The organism is Serratia proteamaculans (assembly GCF_949794035.1).
GTDB lineage: Bacteria > Pseudomonadota > Gammaproteobacteria > Enterobacterales > Enterobacteriaceae > Serratia > Serratia proteamaculans.
The window spans coordinates 4,598,885-4,620,753 of the sequence record NZ_OX461105.1 but is presented as its reverse complement, the minus strand read 5'-3'; the positions used below and the strand labels follow the sequence as shown (position 1 = coordinate 4,620,753).

Sequence of the window (21,869 nt, the reverse complement as noted above, 5' to 3'; positions counted from 1 at the left end):
AAATGACGTATTTAGCGACTAACTGCCGTGAAATGCGCTTATCGGCGCAGAAAATGCGTTTAATTAAGCGAAATAAGAATTTGGTTATTTATTATGTTTTTTTCGAATGTACACAATGGAATCAGGCTAAATAAGATGCCAATATCTTGCTATTGATAAACAACGGTTATCGCCATTCGCCTATGCCCGCCTCAATAAAATTGCACCAATTACGTGCGTTTGTAGAAGTCAGTCGCCAGGGCAGCATCCGCGCCGCCAGCCGGACTTCGCAACTTTCCCAGCCGGCGCTGACCAAATCGATTCAGGAACTGGAGGCGGTGCTGGGGGCCAAGCTGTTTGTCCGCCGTAGCCAGGGAGTGGTGCTGACTGACTGCGGCGATAACTTTTTCCAGCATGCCAGCCTGATCCTCGAAGAGCTGCGGGTGGCGCAGGAGGATATCCAGCAGCGGCTGGGGTTGGCGGGCGGCTCGGTGAATATTGGCGTCGGTGGCAGCATTGCGCGCACCGTGATGCCGCAGGTCATCAATCAGTTCCACCGCGAATACCCGAAGGTCAAAGTGCGGATTGTTGAAGGGCAACTGGTGTCGATGATCCCGGAGCTGCGCCAGGGCGAGCTGGATTTCACCGTCAATACCTATTACCCCAGCAGCCTGGATAATGAGTTGCAGTACGAACGACTGATGGAAAAAGAGTACAAGGTGGTGGTGCGCAAGGGGCATCCGATGGAGGGGGCGACGTCACTCAAGCAACTGCAGCACTGTGACTGGACCATGCCGACGCCAAAGGGCAGCTATTACCGCTTGTTGCACGATTTGTTCGGGGATTTGGGGATGGCACCGTCGATCAGCGTCACCTGTGAAACCTTTATGGCCTGTACCAGCCTGGTGGCGCAGAGCGATTTTGTCAGCATTTTGTCGGTGGATGTGATCTCCGATCCGATACTGGGGAAGCATCTGGTGCCGCTGGCGCTGGAGGAGAGCCTGCCCAAGGCGACGTTCTATCTGATCCAGCGCAAGGACACCACGCTGACGCCGATGGGCGCGCACCTGGCGCGCCTGTTCCGGTTGCACTGCCGGTGAAAAAGATGCCCCGTTGCAGGGCATCTCCCTCCTTTGAACACCCCAGTGCGGATATCTTAAGCTTTGCCCATCAGCGGATCGCTGACGCTGTGGTCGCCGTTCTCCAGATGCCCCGCCAAGCGGCGCAGCCAGCCCTGTGAGTCTTGTAATGAAAGATCGTACCAACCCCCGCTGACTTTGGCGTCAAAGGCTTGCTGGTGGCGGCCACCCGCCGGCAGTTCAATCTGCCAGGGGCCGTTTTGCGTATAGAAGCAGCGGGAGATGGTCACCGTTGTCGCCTGACTGCCGGGGTTAGTCAGGGTTAGCGACAGGCGGTCACCCTGCGGGGCTAGCCGCACTTCTGGCTGTGGCTGCTGAACGCTGCCACGCAGTTCACGATGAAAACCGTTGGGGCCCAGTAACCACAGGTGGTACTTGTCCTCCGTCGGCCAGTTATCACTGACGGCCTTACCAGCCTCGACGGTATAGCGCCGTGGGATCTGATCCAGATTCAGTCGGTCATAAACATGAAATACCGCGCCTTGTTCGCCAGTATTAAACAGGTTGAGCGTCAGCCTCTTTTGTTCGGGGGAAGCGGTGGCCTCAACGTGAAGTTGGTAAGGCAATGCACGCGACGGGCGTGCCAGCCGGGACTGGTGCGGCAACTGCTGGCGATCCACCGCTGGCAAGGGCACTTGCGGCAACTGTTCCTGCCGCTGGCGTAGACTGTCGGCGGCGTGGCGGCTGGTGGCCGGCAGGCTGGGCAGGGTTTCGTTGTTGGGATCGACAAAGTTGAATGCCGAAGTGAGATCGCCACATACCGCCCGTCGCCAGGCGCTGATGTTCGGTTCATGCACCTGGAAACGTTGCTCCAAAAATTGCAGTACCGATGTGTGGTCGAAGACCTGTGAATTGACCCAGCCGCCACGGCTCCAGGGGGACAGCACCAGCATCGGTACCCGTGGGCCGGGGCCATAGATACGGCCGTCCGGCGGCGGTTGCTCCTGTGAACCGGGTGGGGCGACGTGCTGGAAGATTTCACTGTCGAACGGCACCGTCGATTTACCGGCGAAGTTGCCGTCTTCACGTAATGACGGCGCAGAAGGAGAAGGCATATGATCGAAGAAGCCGTCGTTCTCGTCGTAATTAACCAGCAGTACGGTTTTGCTCCACACCTCGGGGTTATCCGTCAGCGCGTTGAGGATCTCCTGGGTAAACCAGCCGCCCTGCACCGGGCTGGAAGGGCCGGGATGTTCCGAGTAGGCCGCCGGAGCGATGATCCAGCTCACCTGCGGCAGTTTACCCTGCTGTACGTCGTGGCGGAAACCGGCCAGCATCGCGTCCAAATCGTTGCCGTCGGCGGCCGGTAGCGTGTTGCCATTGCCCTTATACAGCGGCGCATCGGCATTGAGCTCATCGCGGTAAGGCACAAAGGCGGTGAAATCTTTCGGTGGCTGCGCCGGGTTGCCGACCTTAACGCTGGCGGCGCGGTACTGGCGGAAACCCGCCAGCGGGTTATCGGTGAAGTTATCCGGCAAAAATTGATAGACCTTCCAACTGACGCCGCTGGCTTCCAGTCGTTCCGGATAGGTCTGCCATTGGTAGCCGATCTCAACCGGACCGGGGCTGTCCCACTCGTTGACCACTACCGCGACCCCGGCCGCCGTCGGGCCGTTGGTGCCGGTCCAGTGGAACAGGCGGTTGGTATTGGTACCGGCGTGGATCGAGCAATGATAGGCGTCGCACAGGGTGAAGGTTTCGGCCAGCGCAAACTGGAACGGCAGTTCGTGCCGACGGTAATACCCCATCGAGGTGGGCGTTTTGTAGGTCGGCCAGGCGCTCATGCGGCCGCTGTCCCAGGCGGATTGCTCATCGACCCACGAATGCGGCGTGCCGCTAACCCGCTGGGCGTTGCCGCGCTTGCTGTCCAGATGGTAAGGGAACACCAGCCGCTGTTCCCCTTGCTGCTGCCAGACGTGACGGTCGCCGGGCAAGGGAATGGTGAAGCGATCGCTAAAGCCACGCACGCCGGGCAGGGTGCCGAAGTAGTGGTCGAAGGAGCGGTTTTCCTGCATCAGGATCACCACGTGTTCGACATCGTTAATCGTGCCGGTGCGGTTATTGGCGGGGATTGCCAGCGCTTTGCGGATCGAGGCGGGTAACAGTGTAAAGGCCGATCCTATGGCGGCAGCCCGCAGTATTTCTCTGCGCGAAAAGTCAGGCATGCGTCGTTAATCTCCCTAAGGGTTATTTTGAAGATAGTTGTTAACGACGGTAATGGCGAAAAATAACAAGGAGATGAACGGGGGAAAATAATGCCCCCGGGCGGGGGCATGACAGGTCGAGCGATTATTGCCTGATCAAGCGGCCGAGGGTCGGTGCCGTTTCGAAATCGCTGCGGAACGGGTTGATGTCCAGGCCGCCACGACGGGTGTAGCGGGCGAACACGCTGAGTTTTTCCGGTCGGCAGCTTTGCTTGATGTCGTTAAAAATGCGTTCGACACACTGCTCGTGGAACTCATTATGCTGACGGAAGGAGATCAGGTAGCGCAGCAGGCGTTCGCGATCGATTTTCCGGCCCTGATAGTGGATCACTACGCTGCCCCAGTCCGGCTGGTTGGTGACCAGACAATTGGATTTCAGCAGGTTGGAGGACAGTGTCTCCGTTACCGTTTCCGCCTGTTCGCTGGCGGCACCGTCCAGATATTCCGGTTTGAAGTCAAAGTCATCCACGGCGATATCCAGATCGTCAATATTGATGCCCGGAAGGCTGTCGATCTGCGATGAATAACCGTCTAATCCCGGATACAGCTTCACCCCGACCTGACCGTTGGCGGCCTGCGACAGATCTTTTTGCATCGCGGCACTGACCTGTTCCACGCTGTCGAAGCGCGTCTGGTTAAAGCTGTTGAGATACAGCTTGAATGACTTGGACTCGATCAGGTTGGTGGAGGAATGGGGCAGGGTGAACTCACCAATACCGACCACCGGCTTGCCTTTGGCGTTGAGCCAGGACAGCTCGAAGGCGGTCCATAGATCATAGCCGTGGAATGGCAGCTGCTGTTCATCTACGCCGATCAGATCACGGCCGCGAGCGCGCGGCAGGGCTTCGAGCAACTCGGGAGCATACTGGTCCGGGTAATCGGAGTTGGCGCCAAGATGGGTGATTTTATCTTGTTTTTTGATATGCATATTCATTGCTCCTTGCAAGATCGGTATTGATATAACGGTTAAACAGGCTGCGGGCGGCGTAAATCGGCCCAACGCCGACCAGGGCGTAGACCACCTTGATCAGGAACTGCGACAGGATCATGGTTTTGATGATGTCCCAGCTCAGCACGTTGTAGAACGCCAGGGTACAGAACACCACGCTGTCGATGGCCGAGGCCACCACGGTGCTGGTGATCACCCGCACAAACAGGTAGCGAGAGTTGGTCAGTTCCTTGATTTTGCACAGCAGGTAGGAGTTGACGTTCTCGGAGATTAAATAGGCCGCGGATGAAGCCACCAACACCGCCATGATGCTGTGAACGATGCCGTCATAAGTCTTGCTGAACTCCCACTGGGGAATGCTCGGTACCAGCGTGGTCGCCCAAACGCCCAGCACGAAAATCAGGTTGGCTATAAACGAGATGATAATGGTGCGTCTGGCCAGCCGCAGGCCATAGAACTCGTTCAGAATATCCACCAGGATAAAGGTGAGAGGGTAAATAAATATTGCCGGGGGCGTGATCAGGTTCAGTGCGGGGATTTGAATCGGTTTGACGCCGCACAGGGTTGAGAAGATATAAATCACGCTGAGCGCCACGGTAATGATCAGGTAGGCGTACCAGGATCGTTCATGACGATCGCTGAGCTCATAGGCGGTTTGCTGCTGATTGTTACCGTAGATTTTTCGATACAGCGCCTGCAGTTCATGCCGACTCAGATCTTCCGATATATCGCTGTCGGCCAGTTCATTCAGCCCCATGGTAATGGTTTTGCCGGTGGCTAATACCATGACATTGGCAGCCAGAGTGCCATGCCGGGTAAAGCCCAATAGCTTGAACTTTTGATTCGGTTCCATTTATAGCCTTTCTCCAAAGATATAACCCAGGAATTGCACGGTATCCTGATGATTTTTCTCCATGCTACTTTCTTCTTTGTCGTTAACCACAAAGAAGCCGTATTTTCCCGAGTGATACAATAAAGGCGAATCGCAAACTAATACCGGCGGGCGTTTTATAATAATCACCTCGCCTGGAATAAATGAACCTTTTATTTCGGTCTCTATTCTCATTGCTACCATATTTGACTCATCGCCGAAGAAATAAGTCAAAGGGAATTCGGTGACCAGTTGGCCGATCTTCTTGCCGGTAGCCGCTAAAAAACAGGACTGCGGAATAACAGGGATCGCTGAAGGGTTTTTATTGCCTTCGGTGGACAGCGTCTCGTTGAGCAGTTCCAGCTTTTCCAAATCATAGTCTTCGATCTCTTCGCAGGAAACCCCAAAGAAATCTGAAATCCGATTAACGGTGGCCTGCTGCACGTTGTTGACCCGTCCGTCGAGGATCTTGTAGATAGTGGTTCGTGTCAGGCCAGTACGACTAGAGAAGGATGCCTTGGTTTCGCCACGGGTGCGCATCAGATATTCAATATTCTTAATGATGTTACTTTTGCGCTGGGCGTTAGTGGTCTTCATAAGCATTCCTTACAATATTCTGGCGGCTTCACTATATCGCACGCATCGGTATTGTCCAGAACTGACACCACAAGAGGGGCGGTAAGCGGCTGATTACTCTTTGAAAATGGATGTTCACTACCCGGCATCACGGCCAATGATGATTTTATTATGATGAATGAAATGTAAATCAAAAGTAATTAAATATAAATCAACTGCTTAGGTTACAGGTTCGAATAAGTAGACACAAAAGTGAGTTTTGTGTCTACTTTTGTGTTGACCATAGTGGTTTTTGTGAGCTACTGTTCACGCATACTGAAGTGTTTTTTGACGGTCAAAACGGTTAATAAACGATTGTCTGACAACTTCTATAATAAAAAGCTCAGGGAGGGAGGCGTTTCCATTCTCTGGGTATTAAAGGATGTTTTAGCTACCGACACCAGGGAATTCCAATTACGTCTTCAGCTTTAAAACCACCGCTTTCCGTTCGTCAGATCCCCAGTTTCTTGTTTTGCCACTCCCCAGTTGCTGGAGAGTGGCGATGACATTTTGCCGCTAGCGATCGGCTCAGCCTTGTACTGGGGCCGGTTTCTGAGCGCGATTTAGCGCCAACTTGAATAGCCAATACAACAGGCTGGCGGCCAGCAATGAGTTGATGGTCGGCACGCCCCACTCGGTCACTAACCCGACGATGCTACCGGCAATGCTGGCGATGATAGCCGCCCAGCCAATGGTCGGCGTCTGATCGGGTAGTTTGCCTTCCCGGCGGCTCTCATCCAGAATTTTACGGTGAGTGCGCAGCAAATAATAATCCACCAGCATCACGCCGATAATTGGCGGGAACACCACGCCCAGCACCGTCAGGAAATCGACAAACCGGTCGAGGATCCCCAGCACCGAAAGCGTGGTGCCCAAAACGCCAACCACCAGCGTGGTAGCGGTGTATTTCAGCCTTTTACCGGTCATGCCTTCAACCGCATTGACGATGCCCAGTGACGATGAGTACAGGTTGAGGTCATTCACCCTTAAGGTGGAGAACACCACCACCAGCAGGCCCGCACCGCCGGCGACTTGCGACATAATGGTGACGACATCCGCCGTGCCAAGCGTTTTGGCGATCAGCAGCGCCAGACCGTTAACCACGAACTCCCCGGCGACAATAGTGAGAAGGGTTACACCAAGCACGTGCTTGCCGTTTTTGGAATAACGCGTCAGATCGGGGGTCATCAGGCTGGCGACAATGGCGCCGCCGACCACAATGGTGATACCGGCGCTGATCGACAGCGGATCGCCAGGCGGCATCATTTGGATAATCTCCGGCAGATTATGGCCGGTGAGGGTGATGTAAGAGATATAAGCCACCAGCATAATAAACATCGGCACCGCAATCCGGGCGGCTATGCGCAATGCTTTGAAGCCAAAGGCCACCAGAATGGTCAGCAGGGTACCGGACAGACCGGCCGCCAGGCCAAAGCCCAACTTGTTCCCCAGAGCGAAATCCAGCGACTTGGCGAAGATGGCGTTCTGTATGCCAAACCAGCCCAGCAGGCTGACGGCCACCACCACACCAATCAGCACCGATCCCAGTCGACCAAAGCCGCACCAGCGGGCCAGCAGGCTGCCGGAGATCCCTTCGCGCATGCCCGCCAGCCCGAGGCCGTAGGTCACTACGCCAAAGATCAGACTGCCGACGAAAATGGCGGTGAAGGCATCGAACAGCGTCATCGAGTGACCCAATACGGCACCCAGCATAAACTGATCCAGAGCGGTCAGCATGCCCATATGCACAATGGCGACGCTTAAAAACGAGACTCTTTTATCCTGAGGTACCCGGGTTAGCGGATAGTCTTCAATTTTGATCACGGTGAGGTATTCCTTGCTATTAAATAAACTGAATGCCTTTAGCTATCAGGCGATCGGGAATGTAATTGTCCAGATGCGCATATTTGCAAAATTCTTCAAACTGCTGCTGTGTGTGGACATCAGATTTCTGATAGATGTTATATATTCTATTTTCTATGGTTTTATTGCTGATATTGTATATTTTGGCGATCTCTTTTACCGACAGCCGTTGCAGCATTAAAAATATCACATCAAGTTCGGCTCGGGTGAAAATAGCGCTGTTGGTTTCTGTGGTCAGGACGCTGGGTTTTTTATGATTGATATAGTTAAGTGGAGATAAGGTATTTAGTGGCTTGGCGTTCCACATCACCCCAAACACTTCTTTTTTATCGTTATAAATCGGCAGCTTTTCACTGATAAACGGCGTCAGGCTGTCTTTGCCGTACCAATAATGCGTTTCTATTACGGCAACCCGATCGCGCGAGACTTCCGTCATTTTGTCGTGTTCTACAAAATCGGCCGCGCATTCGGCCCAGTCGGCGGGGAACTCGTCGTCGAGCTTACCGGCTATATCAAAATTCAACGGTGTGTTGGTATAGAGGTAAGCGGCTCGGTTCATGTAAATATGTCGGGATGCCAGATCCTTTATGCCCCATGGCTCACTTAAGTGCTCCATCATGGCAATCAGACCTTTCAAATAAAATTCATTATTGTCGGGCGAATCCATTCTGACCTCACCGATTAAAACTGGGTTAAATCTCTTTTGCCAGGTAGTGACGGGTGTGTTTCTTGGCATAGCCGCCTAAATTACCGTACACCTGATAGCCCAATTTTTCGTAAAAGCCGCGTGCCTGGAAGTCGAAGGTATCCACATAGGCCATATGGCAACCCCGCTTCAGGGCCTCTTCTTCGGCCTGGAGCATCAGTTGACGGCCATAGCCGCTTTTACGATGTTGGTCGCTGACCCAAAGATACTGCACTTCAAGCCCACCCCACCAGGTTCTGGCCACCAGGCCGGCAACGATTTTACCTTCATCGTCGGTCACGGTCAGGAACAGAGGGTGGATATCAACGTGTTCGGTTTTTTCGTTGTGACCCCAAAGGCTGTCAATAACGAACTCTTCGTCTTGCGGATTTGGCTGGTCGGTAATATTTATTTTCATGGATATAATATAATTCCCTGTGATAATAATTAGTTCGCACAATCAAATTGATGCATGCCAACGGGTTTAACTATCACTTTTCGTAATGTATTACAAGGGTGGTTTTCACCCGTTCCCGTCAGGGGGCCAAGCGTTTATATTAACTGTGACGAGGCTGGAAAATAGCGTAATACGCGGTAATAAATAGCGGTCAGCCTTGCTCAGTCAATATCTTCCTATTGTGCCTCACCAGGGCCTCATCCAGGAAATACTTTAGTCCTTCAGGCTCCACCGGTAGAGCAAGCTAACTTGCCAAAGGGGAGCCGCCACGTTCAGCCTTCTGATGGATCCGTGCACAAATCTGCCCATGGGCATCGTCGGCCGTCGGCCGAAAAAGTGCTGGGTTTTACCGGCAGCTTGTCAGGGGGGAGCAGGGGAGACAGGTGTTATTCATTTGCTTTAATGCGGGGCGAAGACCAACGGCTAAATGCTACTCACCGTATTTCAAAATAACCTGCACGGTTTTATCCATCAGGGCCTGAACGGTCTGTGATTTAATCCTTTGATTTTCCCGCCACGCCCTCCAGCTTAAAATTCATATCTGTAGTCATGATACGCAACCTATTATTAATAATGGAAGGGTTTGGGGCTTATTAGTAATAGAACCTGCTTTGGATTAATGCAAAAAAATAGCAGTGCACTATCGTGAATTAAGACTAATCTTAATTCCAGGCCTTCAGCCGGTCTCATTTGAGACAAGTGGCGAATGCCAGAAAGCGTTAGCCCCGCCAGCGCTTGGCCTGGGAAGGGGAAGTATCACCAACCCTGCGTGACTTGCTGCAATAGATATCCTTTATTCTCTGGCTTAGGGGAATAATCATTAAGAGCCCCATCTTGCACTCATTCGGTTAATGCGATAGAACCCTAGTCAGATGCATTATCCCACTTTTTAACCGCGTTCATTAACTGGCTGCCTAAAGGCGCATTATATGAAGATTATTAAGCCTCTGCGTCTGAGCGTATTAAATCGACCTTTCCGCTTACAGGGTAAAAATTATCTTGGCGTTTCCGTGATGGCATTGCTGGATATGGGCGCAACGCCCCAGTTGCGCCCGGAAGTCGAGCTATGGCAACTGGCGGCGGCTGAATTGCAAACCAGCGGCGGCGTCATCGATGTGGCGATACCGAAAGTCCGGGCCGAATTTCTGGCGACGGGTAATGCTTATACTCATCACCAGAAGGAAAAGAACAGCTGCGCAGTACGTATCAACGTGGGAAACCTCAGTAAGACCCTGCTGGCTTTTGGCGATCGCATCTGGTCTGGTTCACATCCTACCCCGCCGCGCAATTTTGAATCGATGCGCCTCGACTGGAGCCGTGCTTTTGGTGGCACAGGATACGAAGAGAACCCTCATGGTATCGGTGCAGCGGAGGAGCAGCATAAGGAGGGGGTTTACCGTCGCCTGCCGAATATCGAATCGCAGCATCTGCGCATGACTTCACCGCGTCAGCAGCCCGAACCGGCAAGTTTTGGGCCGCTGGACATGACCTGGCCACGTCGTTTTAAGCGCATGGGCAAAGCCTATGATGCCAACTGGTTGAAGAATGACTTTCCTGGTCTTGCCCGCGATGCCGACTGGCGTGTATTTAACGCGGCCAGCCCGGATCAGTGGTGGCCGGAACAGGATGAGTTGCCGCCCGAAGCCGAGTGGTATATCTGGAATATGCATCCGGAGAAACCATTACAGTCGGGCAGGCTACCGCCGTGGCGGGCGCGCTGCTTTATCAATCGTCAGCGTGGTGATGAAACGTTGTTTGAAGAAATTGCGCTGCGTGCCACCACGGTCTGGTTCTTCCCGCATCTGGAACAGATGATGTTGATCTGGCAGGGAAGTTGCCGCATCAACGAGGATGATGCGGCGGACGTGCTGCAGCTTATGCCGGCGCTGGAAAAAAACGGTGCCACTCGTTCGGTCAATCACTATCGCAAGGTGCTGGCCCAGCGTCTGGATAAAGGCAAGGGTGCGCTGTTTTCCTTCCGGGAAAAAGATTTGTTGCCGGAAGAGATTATCGGTCCCTGGATTGACAGCGAAATGCAGCAAACAGCTAGCCCGATGCAAAACAATATGCAAAACCGGGTAAGTCAAATGCGGGAACAGCACCGCGCCAGGCTGGAAGCCGAGGGGACGGACGTTGACGAGTTACTGGCGAATACCTCGCCGCCAGAGATGCCCCGGCTTGATGAACTGCCGGAGTTTGTCGAGCGGTTGGAGCGTCAGGCTGAAGAGATGAAAGCGCAGGCTGAGGCTCGCCAGGCCGAGGTAGAAGCCCGGCAAGGAGCAAAACAAGACTATCGCCCACGTGGTCCGGAATCGATGCACCGTATGCAGGAGATGCTGCACCAGCACGCGGACAGCATGACGGAGAAGAAACTGGCGCAGAGCCGCGAATCGCTGCACCAGATGTATCTGATGGCAGTTCAGCATCAACCGCCGGCGAAACGCATGACGGGGGATATCGCCAGGATTATTCGTCAGCGCGCCTCGAACACTATGGCGTGCGGAGGGGATTTCAGCGAGTTGGATTTCACCGGCGCGGACCTTTCCGGCATGGATTTACGCGGTGCTAATTTCCGTAAGGCGTTGCTGGAAAGCGTCGATCTCAGCGGTTGTCAGTTGGACGGCGCTGATTTCACTGAGGCGATGCTGGCGCGGGCTGATTTGAGCAACAGCTCGCTGCGTGAATGCAATCTGACCCAGGCCAGCCTGGCGCTGGCACAGTGCCGGCAGACCGATTTCAGCGGTGCCAATCTGACGGAAACCCAGCTGGAAGATGCCCTGTTTGAAGGGTGCGATTTCAGCCATGCCACATTAAAAACGCTGTTGCTACGACAGGTGGGGATCAGCCGCTGCCGTTTCCACCGTGCCGCGCTGGAGGAGTGCATCGTGATGAACTTAACGCTGCCGCAGCTCGATTTCAGCCACGCCAGGCTGCATAAAACCGTGTTCCAACAGTGTGAGTTGCAGGCCGTTATCTTCAACGGCGCGTGGCTTGAAAGCTGTAACTGGGTGGAGAGCAAACTGCCGCAAGCCCAGTTTAAAGCGGCTACGCTATTGACCTGCGCCGCCGTAATGGCAAGCGATTTAAGCGGCGCGGACTTTAGCGAGGCGACGCTGAAGGAGAGCAACCTGCGCCAGGCTTTACTGACGCAGGCCAACTTTAGGTTGGCAAAGCTGGAGAACAGCGATCTCAGCGAGGCGGATTGCCAGAGGGCGGATTTCACCCGCGCCAACCTGATGGGAAGCCTGTTGATCCGCACCGATTTCCGTCAGGTCAATTTCACCGGTGCTAACCTTATGGGGGCACTGTTGCAGAAAGCCCAACTGGGCGGCGCGGACTTTACCGGCGCCAACCTGTTCCGCGCCGATTTGTCACAATCTTTTATCAATATGGAGACGCGGCTGGACAATGCCTATACCAGCCGGGTGAAAACGCTGCCGAAGCGTGATGAGGAACTTTCATGACGACGCTGAGCGCGACAGAGCTACAGCAGAAAATTAAAAATGGCGAGATGATTAACGCGTGCAATCTGGATGGCCTGGATCTGCAAGGGTGCGACCTGTCCGGCGGTATCTTTCAGGATGTCTCACTGAATGGGGCAAACCTCCAGGCGGCTAATTTACATGAGACGGTGTTCAATGAGTGTCCGTTGAATGGGGCAAGGCTGAGCGGTGCAAACATGCAGCAGAGCGTGTTTAACGACTGTGAGATGAAGGCCATCAGTGCCAGCGACACGTTAATGACGCAGTGCATCTTTAATCATTGTGATCTTGGCAACAGCGATTTTTCCCACAGCAGATTTGACGCTACCCAATTTATGCGCAGCCCGCTTTCCGGCAGCAGCTTCAACCAGTCCACACTGGAACGTACCACCTTCTTCGAAAGCTCGTTGGATGAAGCGCAACTGGAGCAGTGCCAGTGCCTGCTGACGACCTTTTTCAATCTCGACTTGCGCACTACCCGTCTGGGCAACAGCCAATTCGACCGGGCGGTGTTTTTCAACTGCGATCAACGCGGAAAAAACTATGCCCGGCAGCGCTTTAGTGGCTGTCAGTTTACTGATAATCAGCTCGATGCGGTGGATTTTAGCGGGGCGCAGCTGACGCAATGCAATTTCAAAGGCGCTTCGCTAAAAAATGCCCAACTCACGAAGGTGAACGCCAGTCAGGCGCTGTTTATGAGTGCGGATCTCACCGGCGCCGCTTGCCAGGGCAGTTTGTTTGATCAGGCGCTGTTCATCGGCGCCACATTACACCAGGCCGACTTTAGTCACTGTCGCCTGTTCCAGAGCATTCTGCAGCAGGTGAAGGCTGAAGGCAGCCGTTTTGCCATGAGCGACCTGACTTACAGCGATTTCACCGGTGCCGATCTGCGCGGGGCCGATTTCCGAAGTGCCACATTTTCCCGTACCCGGTTTCACCGGGCGCGGCAGGAGGGGGCCCATTTTTCCGATCGTCGGGGCATCCTTGAATATGATGAAGAGTTACTGGCCGCTGAGGCCTGGAGCCTCCAGCATCAGAGCCGTCGTTAAGGAGAGAATATGAACAATATCAATCACAGGCTGGCACAGGCAGTGGTACCGCCGTTACAGAGCGCGGGGATTGTTACCCACTGTTTTTCCAACGGCAGCCTGAGCGTGGAGAGTGAAGGGCGCGGTTGGCACTGTCAGCGTGCCGCCAGCTGCGTTATTGCCCCACAGACGGGGGATCTGGTGCTCATCACCAGCGTGGATAATCAGGTGTGGCTACTGGCGGTGCTGGAACGTGCCAACCCGGAAATGGCTGAACTGAGCGTACCGGGCGATTTGCATATCCGCAGCCGCGGCGAAATCAGCCTCAGCAGTGAGGCATTGCGCGTCAGCGCCAGGCAAGGCGACTGCCATATCAGCGAAATGCAGTACAGCGGCGACAAACTTTCCGCCTGGGTAAGCCTTTCGCGCATGGTGGGCAAGCATGCGGAGTCAGTCTGGCAAACCGTGACTCAGGTGAGCCATAACCTGCTGCGTACTACGCGTCAGACAGAGCAAGTGCGTGCCGGGCAACTGGACATGCAGGCCGAAGATTATGCGCGTCTGCATGCGCAAAATACCGTTATTACCTCGAAGGCAATCACCAAAGTGGATGCCGAACAGATCCATATGGGCTGAGGAGGCCGCGATGTTTGCCAACTGTCAACTGATGGGCACCGATTTGGCCTTTCCCGATGTCTGCATGACGCCGATGCCGACGCCAACCCCGATACCTTATCCGGATATCGCTCTTGGGCCAACGGCGGTCCCCAATGCGCTGAATATTCTGTTTATGGGCATGCCTGCCCATAACATGGCAACGGTGACGCCGCTGACCAACGGGGATAACCCCGGCGTCGCTACCGGCGTGGCGTCAGGCACCGTGATGGGGCCGTCGCGTCATCTCACCGGCTCCTTTACCGTGCTGCTGAAAGGCACGCCGGCGACTCGCCTGACCAGCGTCAGCCTGCAGAATTCAACCAATGCCGTGGGGATACGCGCGGTACCCAGTCAATTCAAAGTCCTGATGCTGGCTCCATGAGTGGCAGAGCGGCATAACGCTGTCTTAGTTATAGGGGTAAGAAGCTATGTTTGACCGTATCACGGCAACAACGCCTGCGGGCGAGGGAACGCTGAAGTTCTGGAAACTTAACGGTGAGGAAGTCGTTTCACGTTCATTTGAATTGAACGTGACGTTACTCAGCACCCATGCCCGCCTCGACCGCAGGGCCATGCTGGGTCAGCCCATTACCCTGACTATCCCTACTCAGGGGCTGCTTGCCGCACCACGCTATCTCAACGGTAAAATCACCCGGGTCAACGTGCATAGCGCGGATATAAATGGTGAACGTTACGTGGTTTACACGCTGACCATGGAGTCGGACCTGTGGCCGCTGAAGCGGGATCGCAACCAGCGAATATTCCAGAACCAGCGCGTGCCGGATATCATCAAAACGGTACTTGATGAGTACGGCGTGCAGATGGAGAACCAGCTCACCGGTAATTACCGCAATTGGGAATATTGCGTGCAGTACCAGGAGAGCAGCTACGACTTTATTTCGCGCCTGATGGAGCTTGAGGGGATCTATTTCTTTTTCCGCCATGAGGCGGATAAACATACGATGGTACTGTACGACGCCCCTCAGCAGCATCAGCCGTTTAGCGGCTATGAAGCCATTCCTTACCACGCCACACCTTCCGGTGGCAGCACCGGCGAAGAGGGGATCGGCCAGTGGGCGATATCCGAGCGGGTGACGCCGGGGATCTACAGCATCGACGACTACGACTTCCGCAAGCCCAACGCATGGCTGTTCCAGGCACGACAGAACCCAACCTCACCTTCACCGGGCCAGATTGACTACTACGACTGGCCGGGGCACTTCGTGGAACACAGCCACGGCGAAACCTACGCCCGCGTGCGTCAGGAGGAGTGGCAGGCGGAGCATCAGCGCATCGACGCAACGGCTACCGCGCTGGGTATTGTGCCGGGTTGTACCTTTGCCCTGCTCAATCCGCCATTTGCCAGCGACGGCGGAGAGTATCTGGTACTGAGCGCGCGTTACGATCTTGAAGAGAACAGCTACGCCAGCGGGGGGGAAGAGGCGGTACATCGCACTGATTTTGTGGTGATCCCGGTTAGCACGCCATTCCGCTCCGCACAGCGTACCCCGTGGCCGCGTACCCATGGCCCGCAAACAGCACGGGTAGTGGGGCCACAAGGGGAGTCGATCTGGACCGATAAATACGGCCGGGTGAAGGTGAAGTTCCACTGGGATCGTCTGGCGAAAGGGGATGAAAGCAGTTCCTGCTGGGTACGAGTTTCCAGCGCCTGGGCGGGACAGGGCTTCGGCGGTGTGCAAATCCCACGAGTGGGGGATGAGGTGGTGATTGATTTTATCAATGGCGATCCGGACCGCCCAATGGTCACCGGCCGAGTGTATAACGAAGCCTGTATGCCTCCGTGGACGCTGCCCGCCGGCGCTACCATGATGGGCTTTATGACGCGCTCTAAAGACGGCCACAGTGATAATTCCAGCCATCTGTTCTTTGAAGATAAAGCGGGCTCGGAGATGGTGCAGCTGCATGCCGAAAAAGATATGAATATTTCGGTAGAGAACGATAAAACGGTGGCCGTAGACGGTAACCGCACCACGACCATCCAAAAAGACCAGAAGGATGAGGTGTTCGGCAACGCTATCTTCCAATTCCACGGCACACGTACCACGACGGTCGACAAACCGGAAACCAAAACCTTTAAAGACGGCGAAAAGGTCACGATCACCAATGGCCGGACGTCGGATATTACCAGCGGCGGGGAAACGCTAACCATTAAAGGAAAGCGGAGCGTCGACACCGATGGCATAGAAGATCAACATGTTACCGGTAAGGTGACCCGCACCTATGACGACGGCATGGACTCCTTCCTCAAGGGGGATCGCTATGACAAAGTCACGGGGAAACGCCATAATATCGTCACCCAGGACGTCACGGACGAGATCTTGGGGGGACGGGTACAGACCATCACCAAGGATGCCAAGACGGACATCCTGGGAAGCTGGACGCAGACGGTACAAGGGGGGGTATCCATCACCTCACCGAAAATGATCACCATCGACAGTGCGGAAAAGGTGAGCATCAAGACGCCACATGCTTTTGAATACAAAGATCATAAAGAGTCTGCCTCCATGTTTTCTTTTGATTTCACGGCGGCGAAAATCGTTACGGAAGGCTATTCAATGAGCGTTACTGCGAGCGGTAAGATCGGGTTGACCAATATGAAATTTGATAAGACAGCCTTTGATCTTACCACCACCACAGGGCGTGTAGCTTTTATCGATGCGATGGCTCATGTCGGTAAGATAATGTCATCATTTAACGGCCTGACCATGTTCGGCTAAGGGACGAATCGATGAAGTTTGCGATCATTATTTCAGTGATTCTTACAGTAGGCGTCATTGCCTATATTGTTTATCTGTTTAACCGCGACCATAAAATTCGGGAGCAGGGGCGAGATATTCAGGCTCTGGTAGAAGAAGTCCATTACATCAGTTCAAATGAGAACGGGACCACCAACATAAAATACCGCCTTTCATGGCATGAAGGTGATGTGACCAAACAGGTTGAAGGCAAGGAGACTATTCCTGCCTTCTATTCATCGAAGGTCCAGCAAGGCTGTGAGGTTGAGATCAAGTATCTGGACGATGACCATATTATGTTTGTTTTCGACAAAAGCGGATAACAGGGCTCTGCCGTAAACAGCAACCCGGGTTTAGGGTCAGATTAACGGCATCCAGTTATTCAGTTGTCTGTTGCGATCTCATTCAATGCCGGCTCGATGGCGGCACTGAACATACCCCCGTGATCCAGACCCGGCCATTCCCGAAAATCCACGGCAAGCCCGTTTAGCGTCGCCAGCCGTTCGGCCAGACGCTGAGCGGCATCGGTGGGGAGCGGTTGCTGCTTGATATTGGGCGGTGCACTGCGCATTTTCTCGGCACCGCCGGTCCACAGCCACAGATGGGCAGAGATGGCTGGATGCTGAGCCATAACCCGTTGAGCTTCCTGCAGGATAAAGCCATTGCCCCACCACAGGGAAGGTTCGACGGCGACATAATTTTGGAATGCGGCGGGTTGGGTTAACAGGGTGTGCAGAACGAACAGGCCACCATAAGAGTGCCCCCACAGTGTTTGCTGTTGCGGATCGACAGTAACCCTGGCCGCCACTGCCGGTTTAACCTGGCCTTCGATCAGTTTCAGGAAGGCATCAGCCCCGCCATTGGCCCGCATCTCGCCGGTCTGCAGGGGAGCCGGCGTGTAATCGTAGCTGCGACCGTTGGCATCAATACGTAAATCGTTGTCGTAACTGAGCAGCACCAATACCGGCGGCTGTTTTTGCGCCGCAAGCTGAGCCAGTAATTTGGCATTCAACTCCATCAGCACCGCATTGCCATCCAGAAAGTAGACCACCGGATAGCCGGTTGGCGGCGGGGCAATGCGCGGTTGCGCTATACGGATGCGGTAATGGCGTTGGCCATCGGTTGAATTAAACCGCAAATCGCTGAACTGGTAATCAGGTGATTGGCTATCGGCGACGGTTACGCCAATTTTACGCTCCAGATCGGGCCTGGCCTGTGCCAGCATAGGCGAGCCCACGCCAAGAACCAGCGTGAGAACAAGGGTAAGACAGCGACGATAAGAAGATGGCATGCAGAGCCTATTCACCTGAAAAACGTCGATATTAACATCTCATCGGCAATTAGGTGGCATGACTATCGGGATCGGAAGGCGAGTTTTTGTTCCTGGGGCAGGGGGCACTCGTTGAATGCCACCCTGTAAATATCCCCTGTGGTTAAAAGCTTAAAAGTAGTCGACCAACATCGTGGCACCACTGGTAAAGTCGCCGTCTTTCAAGGCAAGCGCGGAGCTTTTAACCGGCACGGCGTCCAGGGTTGGGGGATTGGTGTAATCAATGCTCAACGGTGTATTGATATTGAATGCCTTGCCATCCGCCAGCAGTTTTATGCCCAATCCGTTAATGTTGCTGTTTAACACATTGGCATCAAAAGCCGCCCCACTGCCCATAATTTTCATCTTGAGTTGTCTGGTGTTGTCCAGAAACTCGCAGTTGATGCTGTAGTCCACTCGTTGCATATAGCGAGTGCCGTCAATTCTGTTCACCCCGACCTTACCGAAGTCGACATCGATAGTCCGCCCCTCGTTGATCACACAAGGGGGAGGGGCTACCACGGTCGCCGTGATGTTTACCCTGGTACCCTGATCTGCGGCCGATGCCGCGAAGCTGATAATCGACAGGGCTAAAATAAGGCGATAAAGGTGCCTTTTTTTCATGGTGATCATATCTGCCTCAAGGTGCGCTGAAAATAAGCGTGGCTGAACCTGATAATGGCCCGGTGGCAATACTGTTATAAGGGACATTGTTTTTCACCGGAACAAAGGTGATGGTGTCGCTTCCCATGCCATTAACGATGCGCGTTCTAAAGCTGTTGTTGGGTTTCACCACCGCATTTTTATAAACCATGGCAACACCGACGTTTGGGTTGCTGGTTTTAATAAAATCGCTAGAAAATCCGGTGGCGTCGCTGACCATACGAATCAGAATATCTTGGGTGGCGCTTTGGTCATCACATTGATAAGTCAGAGCCTTGTCCTGTTTTATTTGTGCGTCGCTGACGTTTTGCGTCAGGTAATCCTGCCTGATTTGATCAAAAGCGACGTTAATTTGTTGCCCATTGTTGATGGTGCAACTGGTCGTCACAAAATAGGCGTCGTTGTCGGCAATCAACCGCCAGCGATAAGGGCCGCATTGTGGACAGCCTGATTGGTCGTTCGTCTGACGAAAGTTGATTTGACCGATGACGTCACCTTTATTGACCTTGATATCTGGCGTAGGGAAACGGTTCAATACGATAAACACCCTGATAGCGACACTGCTGGTCTGCAGGCCAGTCAAATTCAATACGCTGATATTAGAAGACACCGGGGAGTTATAATCCGCCCCATTAATAGTCATACCGCTGCCAATGGCCCCAAAAATTCCGGTATTCATTGTCAGTGCCGGAGCATCGGTTTTTAAGTAATCCCACCAGCTGGCAACGTCGTTTTTACAGGTTACCTGACTCACGTTAACAATTTCATTTTTCCCGTAAGACAGCTGCGGGCCGATTCGCACCCTGACATCAACCGGTGTGTTGGAGCCTCCCGGAGGGATTATTCCGCCATCTGAGGTTCTGCAGGTAAATGCGTTGGCATTGCCGACCAGTAAAAAGAAGGAGGCGGCCAAACAGCAACGTAATAATAAAACGGATGTCTTTCTCACTATAATATTCCAATAATCGATGGCTAACGATTTTGCTAAACGCTTGATGTTCTATAGATGAAAATAGCCCGCCCGCTACGGAAGGTTTTATTTTTCATTTTTATAAACATAAGGTTAGCGGCGATTTAAACCGTGACACCATGGCCGGAGAAAATGGCCGCCGGGTACCATCTAAGGGAGTTTTTTATCGAGCCAGAGGAGACCACAACTTCACCTTTAGCGACCATTTCCAGCAGTAGGTTTCTGGCCCGATAAACCCCGACATCGATGATGTCTGCCAGTTGCCTGGTTGACAGCCATTCGTGCTGAGGCGGTACCCCTTTGAAAGGGCTGGGTTGAGGGGACTGCGTTAATAATGCTTGTAGCAGCGCTTGCTGCAGCTGCCGGACTTCCTTTTGTTTCGGGGATAACGCTTCCATAGCACTTCCTCTGTATTTCTATTGCTGTTTACTTTGAAAAAACAAACTTTCTCTATTCGTAGACCTGCTTTAATTCCTATAGAAAGCAAACGCCTATCTGTTTTTTTAGGCTGAAAAATAGATTGCTTGCTATCCATTTTTCGCCGGGCGGTATAACGGGGGGATGTCATACTTAAACCCAATAATTTGGTTTATTATATTCATAAAAAGCCAGTTTGCGATCTCATTGGTTGGCAGATTATAAAAAACAGGATTTTATTCCAAGAAAGAATATTTTACGATCTATGAGGCTAAAAATAACAATAAATTAACCTGATACAGGGAATAAATGGCGAATATTAAAGGTGCTCAAGAAAATCCTTTGTTTAATGGGAGGCTTTTGCAAGAATATTAATCGCCAACCAAGAGAGGGAGTTTAGGGTTTTGCGGTTTTAATATTCAATGCGTTTGCTTATTTGTTATATGTTAATTCATTGGTTTTTTTAAACCTCATCACCTGGCTAGAACCGGTGATTATATTGCTGTTCGCCCCTGAGTACGGTGGCTTAATTACTCTCAAGATGCTAAAGAATTAGAGCGTTAAATTTTCGCGTGCTCGGCACGCTAATGCTCTGTTCTTTATTGGGATATGCATTTTTTCTTATAAGGAATATAGGTTCTATGAAACTTAACAAAATCATGATGGCTGCAGTGATTGCATTTGGCGCAACTTCTTTTGCACACGCAGCCGATCAGGGACACGGTAAAGTCACTTTCACAGGTTCAATCATTGATGCGCCATGCTCGATTGCTCCTGAGTCCATTGACCAGACTGTAGACCTGGGTCAGGTTTCCAACGTGGCACTGAATGGCGGTGGCAAATCTAACCCTCGTCCATTCGAAATTAAGCTGGAGCAGTGCGACATCACTACTCTGAAAACGGTCAAGACCACTTTCAGCGGCGTAGCTTCTGCCACCAACAAAGATCTGTTGGGTATCGCGGGTACGGCCAGCGGCGCGGGTGTAGCCATCTCTTACAATGGTCAGCCAATCAAGTTGGGTGAAGCGACAACGGCTCAGACTCTGAACACCGGCAACAACACCCTGCACTTTGCTGCTTATCTCCAGGGTGAAGGGGCTTCTGCCGCTGTCGTCCCAGGTGATTTTACTTCTGTAGCCGATTTCACCCTGGCTTATCAGTAAGTAACTCCGCAGGTTTAATAAACCAGGCATGTGAGTCATCGCATGCCTGGTTGATCCCCCTGTCAAAGGAATGTCGCGATGTTTTCACAAGGGAATCAGGCCGGTTTAATACTGTTGATATTACTGTCTGGATTGGCCGCCGGATCCAGTTATGCATCCCAAACCCTGCAGGGATGGGGCCGGGTCAATATGCACGGCGCTATTATTGATACCGCCTGCGCCATTGCGGCCGGCAGTCGGGACCAAACCATAGATATGGAAACTATTCCTTTAGGACAAATCATCCGTGACGGTCAGGGGATGACTAAACCTTTCAGTATCGAATTGGTGAACTGCATCCTGGAACGACCGGGGAATAAATCAGACTGGAAATTTTTTCAGGTTACTTTTGACGGTTCTGCAGAAGGAACACTGTTTGGCGTACAAGGCGATGCCCGCGGTGTTGCACTGAAAATTAATGACAGTAACGGGAATGCTGTTATTCCTGGTGAGCCATTGCCCATGGAAGAAATAATTCCTGGAAATAGAACGCTGAATTACTCCATGACGCTGATAGCCAATCATCAGCCGTTGAAAGCGGGAGCGTATTTTTCCACAGTGCGTTTTAAGCTGGATTATTTTTGAATTATCTCGTGCTGACGGTTAATTCGTTTTTGAAAGGA

The 21,869-nt window shown here is 52.9% G+C and carries 20 protein-coding genes; 9 read left to right on the top strand and 11 right to left on the bottom strand.

The window, feature by feature from the left end; genetic code table 11:
- The first annotated feature begins 182 nt into the window (after positions 1 to 182).
- Positions 183 to 1,079 (top strand): LysR family transcriptional regulator, encoded by an 897-nt coding sequence (locus QOT07_RS21455; protein WP_099063404.1) that lies wholly within the window; start codon positions 183 to 185, stop codon positions 1,077 to 1,079.
- A 56-nt stretch (positions 1,080 to 1,135) separates the two neighbouring features.
- Here the strand turns inward: QOT07_RS21455 and QOT07_RS21450 are convergent, their stop codons facing one another.
- The 7 genes from QOT07_RS21450 to QOT07_RS21420 all read right to left on the bottom strand — a co-directional run bounded on the left by QOT07_RS21450 (position 1,136) and on the right by QOT07_RS21420 (position 8,723).
- On the bottom strand, positions 1,136 to 3,283 hold the full coding sequence (locus QOT07_RS21450) for a phosphocholine-specific phospholipase C (protein WP_283603887.1): 2,148 nt from the start codon (positions 3,281 to 3,283) through the stop codon (positions 1,136 to 1,138).
- A gap of 124 nt (positions 3,284 to 3,407) precedes the next feature.
- Positions 3,408 to 4,250 carry an NADPH-dependent 7-cyano-7-deazaguanine reductase QueF gene (queF, locus tag QOT07_RS21445; protein WP_099063334.1) on the bottom strand — a complete coding sequence of 281 codons (843 nt, stop codon included), beginning with the start codon at positions 4,248 to 4,250 and terminating at the stop codon, positions 3,408 to 3,410.
- Positions 4,228 to 5,124, bottom strand: coding sequence for a queuosine precursor transporter (locus QOT07_RS21440; protein WP_085119196.1), 897 nt, complete (start codon positions 5,122 to 5,124; stop codon positions 4,228 to 4,230). Before QOT07_RS21440 ends, queF begins: the two co-directional genes overlap by 23 nt.
- Entirely contained in the window at positions 5,125 to 5,739 is a 615-nt protein-coding gene (locus QOT07_RS21435) for a helix-turn-helix domain-containing protein (RefSeq protein WP_099063336.1), read from the bottom strand.
- Between the two features lie 546 nt (positions 5,740 to 6,285).
- Positions 6,286 to 7,581, bottom strand: a complete 1,296-nt coding sequence (locus tag QOT07_RS21430) for a cytosine permease (protein WP_283603886.1) — start codon at positions 7,579 to 7,581, stop codon at positions 6,286 to 6,288.
- A 19-nt stretch (positions 7,582 to 7,600) separates the two neighbouring features.
- Positions 7,601 to 8,287 carry a helix-turn-helix transcriptional regulator gene (locus QOT07_RS21425; protein ID WP_207977494.1) on the bottom strand — a complete coding sequence of 229 codons (687 nt, stop codon included), beginning with the start codon at positions 8,285 to 8,287 and terminating at the stop codon, positions 7,601 to 7,603.
- Positions 8,288 to 8,312: 25 nt separating this feature from the next.
- Entirely contained in the window at positions 8,313 to 8,723 is a 411-nt protein-coding gene (locus tag QOT07_RS21420) for a GNAT family N-acetyltransferase (protein WP_099063339.1), read from the bottom strand.
- Between the two features lie 968 nt (positions 8,724 to 9,691).
- Here QOT07_RS21420 and QOT07_RS21415 point away from each other — a divergent pair.
- The 6 genes from QOT07_RS21415 to QOT07_RS21390 are packed head-to-tail and all read left to right on the top strand — an operon-like array spanning position 9,692 to position 17,008.
- Entirely contained in the window at positions 9,692 to 12,226 is a 2,535-nt protein-coding gene (locus QOT07_RS21415; protein ID WP_283603885.1) for a DUF2169 family type VI secretion system accessory protein, read from the top strand.
- Positions 12,223 to 13,293: a pentapeptide repeat-containing protein gene (locus QOT07_RS21410; RefSeq protein WP_283603884.1), complete on the top strand. Its 1,071-nt coding sequence runs from the start codon at positions 12,223 to 12,225 to the stop codon at positions 13,291 to 13,293. Before QOT07_RS21415 ends, QOT07_RS21410 begins: the two co-directional genes overlap by 4 nt.
- A 9-nt stretch (positions 13,294 to 13,302) precedes the next feature.
- Positions 13,303 to 13,908 (top strand): DUF3540 domain-containing protein, encoded by a 606-nt coding sequence (locus QOT07_RS21405; RefSeq protein WP_099063342.1) that lies wholly within the window; start codon positions 13,303 to 13,305, stop codon positions 13,906 to 13,908.
- 10 nt (positions 13,909 to 13,918) lie between these two features.
- Complete coding sequence (locus tag QOT07_RS21400) at positions 13,919 to 14,311, top strand: DUF4150 domain-containing protein (RefSeq protein WP_012146887.1); 393 nt, start codon at positions 13,919 to 13,921, stop codon at positions 14,309 to 14,311.
- 46 nt (positions 14,312 to 14,357) lie between these two features.
- Positions 14,358 to 16,667, top strand: a complete 2,310-nt coding sequence (locus QOT07_RS21395; RefSeq protein ID WP_283603883.1) for a type VI secretion system Vgr family protein — start codon at positions 14,358 to 14,360, stop codon at positions 16,665 to 16,667.
- An 11-nt stretch (positions 16,668 to 16,678) separates the two neighbouring features.
- The gene (locus QOT07_RS21390; protein ID WP_283603882.1) at positions 16,679 to 17,008 is read left to right on the top strand and encodes a hypothetical protein; all 330 of its coding nucleotides are present in this window, start codon (positions 16,679 to 16,681) and stop codon (positions 17,006 to 17,008) included.
- 59 nt (positions 17,009 to 17,067) lie between these two features.
- Here QOT07_RS21390 and QOT07_RS21385 read toward each other — a convergent pair whose 3' ends face one another.
- From QOT07_RS21385 to QOT07_RS21370, 4 genes are all read right to left on the bottom strand, one after another.
- Positions 17,068 to 17,976, bottom strand: coding sequence for an alpha/beta hydrolase (locus tag QOT07_RS21385; RefSeq protein WP_283603881.1), 909 nt, complete (start codon positions 17,974 to 17,976; stop codon positions 17,068 to 17,070).
- A 150-nt stretch (positions 17,977 to 18,126) separates the two neighbouring features.
- Entirely contained in the window at positions 18,127 to 18,627 is a 501-nt protein-coding gene (locus QOT07_RS21380; protein ID WP_207977508.1) for a fimbrial protein, read from the bottom strand.
- Positions 18,628 to 18,634: 7 nt separating this feature from the next.
- The gene (locus QOT07_RS21375; protein ID WP_237520776.1) at positions 18,635 to 19,606 is read right to left on the bottom strand and encodes a fimbrial protein; all 972 of its coding nucleotides are present in this window, start codon (positions 19,604 to 19,606) and stop codon (positions 18,635 to 18,637) included.
- Positions 19,607 to 19,731: 125 nt separating this feature from the next.
- Positions 19,732 to 20,025, bottom strand: coding sequence for a hypothetical protein (locus tag QOT07_RS21370; RefSeq protein WP_099063348.1), 294 nt, complete (start codon positions 20,023 to 20,025; stop codon positions 19,732 to 19,734).
- 660 nt (positions 20,026 to 20,685) lie between these two features.
- Between QOT07_RS21370 and QOT07_RS21365 the strand changes: the two genes are divergently transcribed.
- Entirely contained in the window at positions 20,686 to 21,207 is a 522-nt protein-coding gene (locus QOT07_RS21365) for a fimbrial protein (RefSeq protein ID WP_017893980.1), read from the top strand.
- A gap of 78 nt (positions 21,208 to 21,285) precedes the next feature.
- Complete coding sequence (locus QOT07_RS21360; RefSeq protein WP_099063349.1) at positions 21,286 to 21,831, top strand: fimbrial protein; 546 nt, start codon at positions 21,286 to 21,288, stop codon at positions 21,829 to 21,831.
- The last annotated feature ends 38 nt before the right edge of the window (positions 21,832 to 21,869 follow it).

Bases quoted from the DNA above. Each gene is read 5' to 3' on its own strand.
- QOT07_RS21455 (WP_099063404.1), top strand. From the start codon at position 183: ATGCCCGCCTCAATAAAATTGCACCAATTACGTGCGTTTGTAGAAGTC.
- QOT07_RS21450 (WP_283603887.1), bottom strand. From the start codon at position 3,283: ATGCCTGACTTTTCGCGCAGAGAAATACTGCGGGCTGCCGCCATAGGA.
- queF (WP_099063334.1), bottom strand. From the start codon at position 4,250: ATGCATATCAAAAAACAAGATAAAATCACCCATCTTGGCGCCAACTCC.
- QOT07_RS21440 (WP_085119196.1), bottom strand. From the start codon at position 5,124: ATGGAACCGAATCAAAAGTTCAAGCTATTGGGCTTTACCCGGCATGGC.
- QOT07_RS21435 (WP_099063336.1), bottom strand. From the start codon at position 5,739: ATGAAGACCACTAACGCCCAGCGCAAAAGTAACATCATTAAGAATATT.
- QOT07_RS21425 (WP_207977494.1), bottom strand. From the start codon at position 8,287: ATGGATTCGCCCGACAATAATGAATTTTATTTGAAAGGTCTGATTGCC.
- QOT07_RS21420 (WP_099063339.1), bottom strand. From the start codon at position 8,723: ATGAAAATAAATATTACCGACCAGCCAAATCCGCAAGACGAAGAGTTC.
- QOT07_RS21415 (WP_283603885.1), top strand. From the start codon at position 9,692: ATGAAGATTATTAAGCCTCTGCGTCTGAGCGTATTAAATCGACCTTTC.
- QOT07_RS21410 (WP_283603884.1), top strand. From the start codon at position 12,223: ATGACGACGCTGAGCGCGACAGAGCTACAGCAGAAAATTAAAAATGGC.
- QOT07_RS21405 (WP_099063342.1), top strand. From the start codon at position 13,303: ATGAACAATATCAATCACAGGCTGGCACAGGCAGTGGTACCGCCGTTA.
- QOT07_RS21400 (WP_012146887.1), top strand. From the start codon at position 13,919: ATGTTTGCCAACTGTCAACTGATGGGCACCGATTTGGCCTTTCCCGAT.
- QOT07_RS21395 (WP_283603883.1), top strand. From the start codon at position 14,358: ATGTTTGACCGTATCACGGCAACAACGCCTGCGGGCGAGGGAACGCTG.
- QOT07_RS21390 (WP_283603882.1), top strand. From the start codon at position 16,679: ATGAAGTTTGCGATCATTATTTCAGTGATTCTTACAGTAGGCGTCATT.
- QOT07_RS21385 (WP_283603881.1), bottom strand. From the start codon at position 17,976: ATGCCATCTTCTTATCGTCGCTGTCTTACCCTTGTTCTCACGCTGGTT.
- QOT07_RS21380 (WP_207977508.1), bottom strand. From the start codon at position 18,627: ATGATCACCATGAAAAAAAGGCACCTTTATCGCCTTATTTTAGCCCTG.
- QOT07_RS21370 (WP_099063348.1), bottom strand. From the start codon at position 20,025: ATGGAAGCGTTATCCCCGAAACAAAAGGAAGTCCGGCAGCTGCAGCAA.
- QOT07_RS21365 (WP_017893980.1), top strand. From the start codon at position 20,686: ATGAAACTTAACAAAATCATGATGGCTGCAGTGATTGCATTTGGCGCA.
- QOT07_RS21360 (WP_099063349.1), top strand. From the start codon at position 21,286: ATGTTTTCACAAGGGAATCAGGCCGGTTTAATACTGTTGATATTACTG.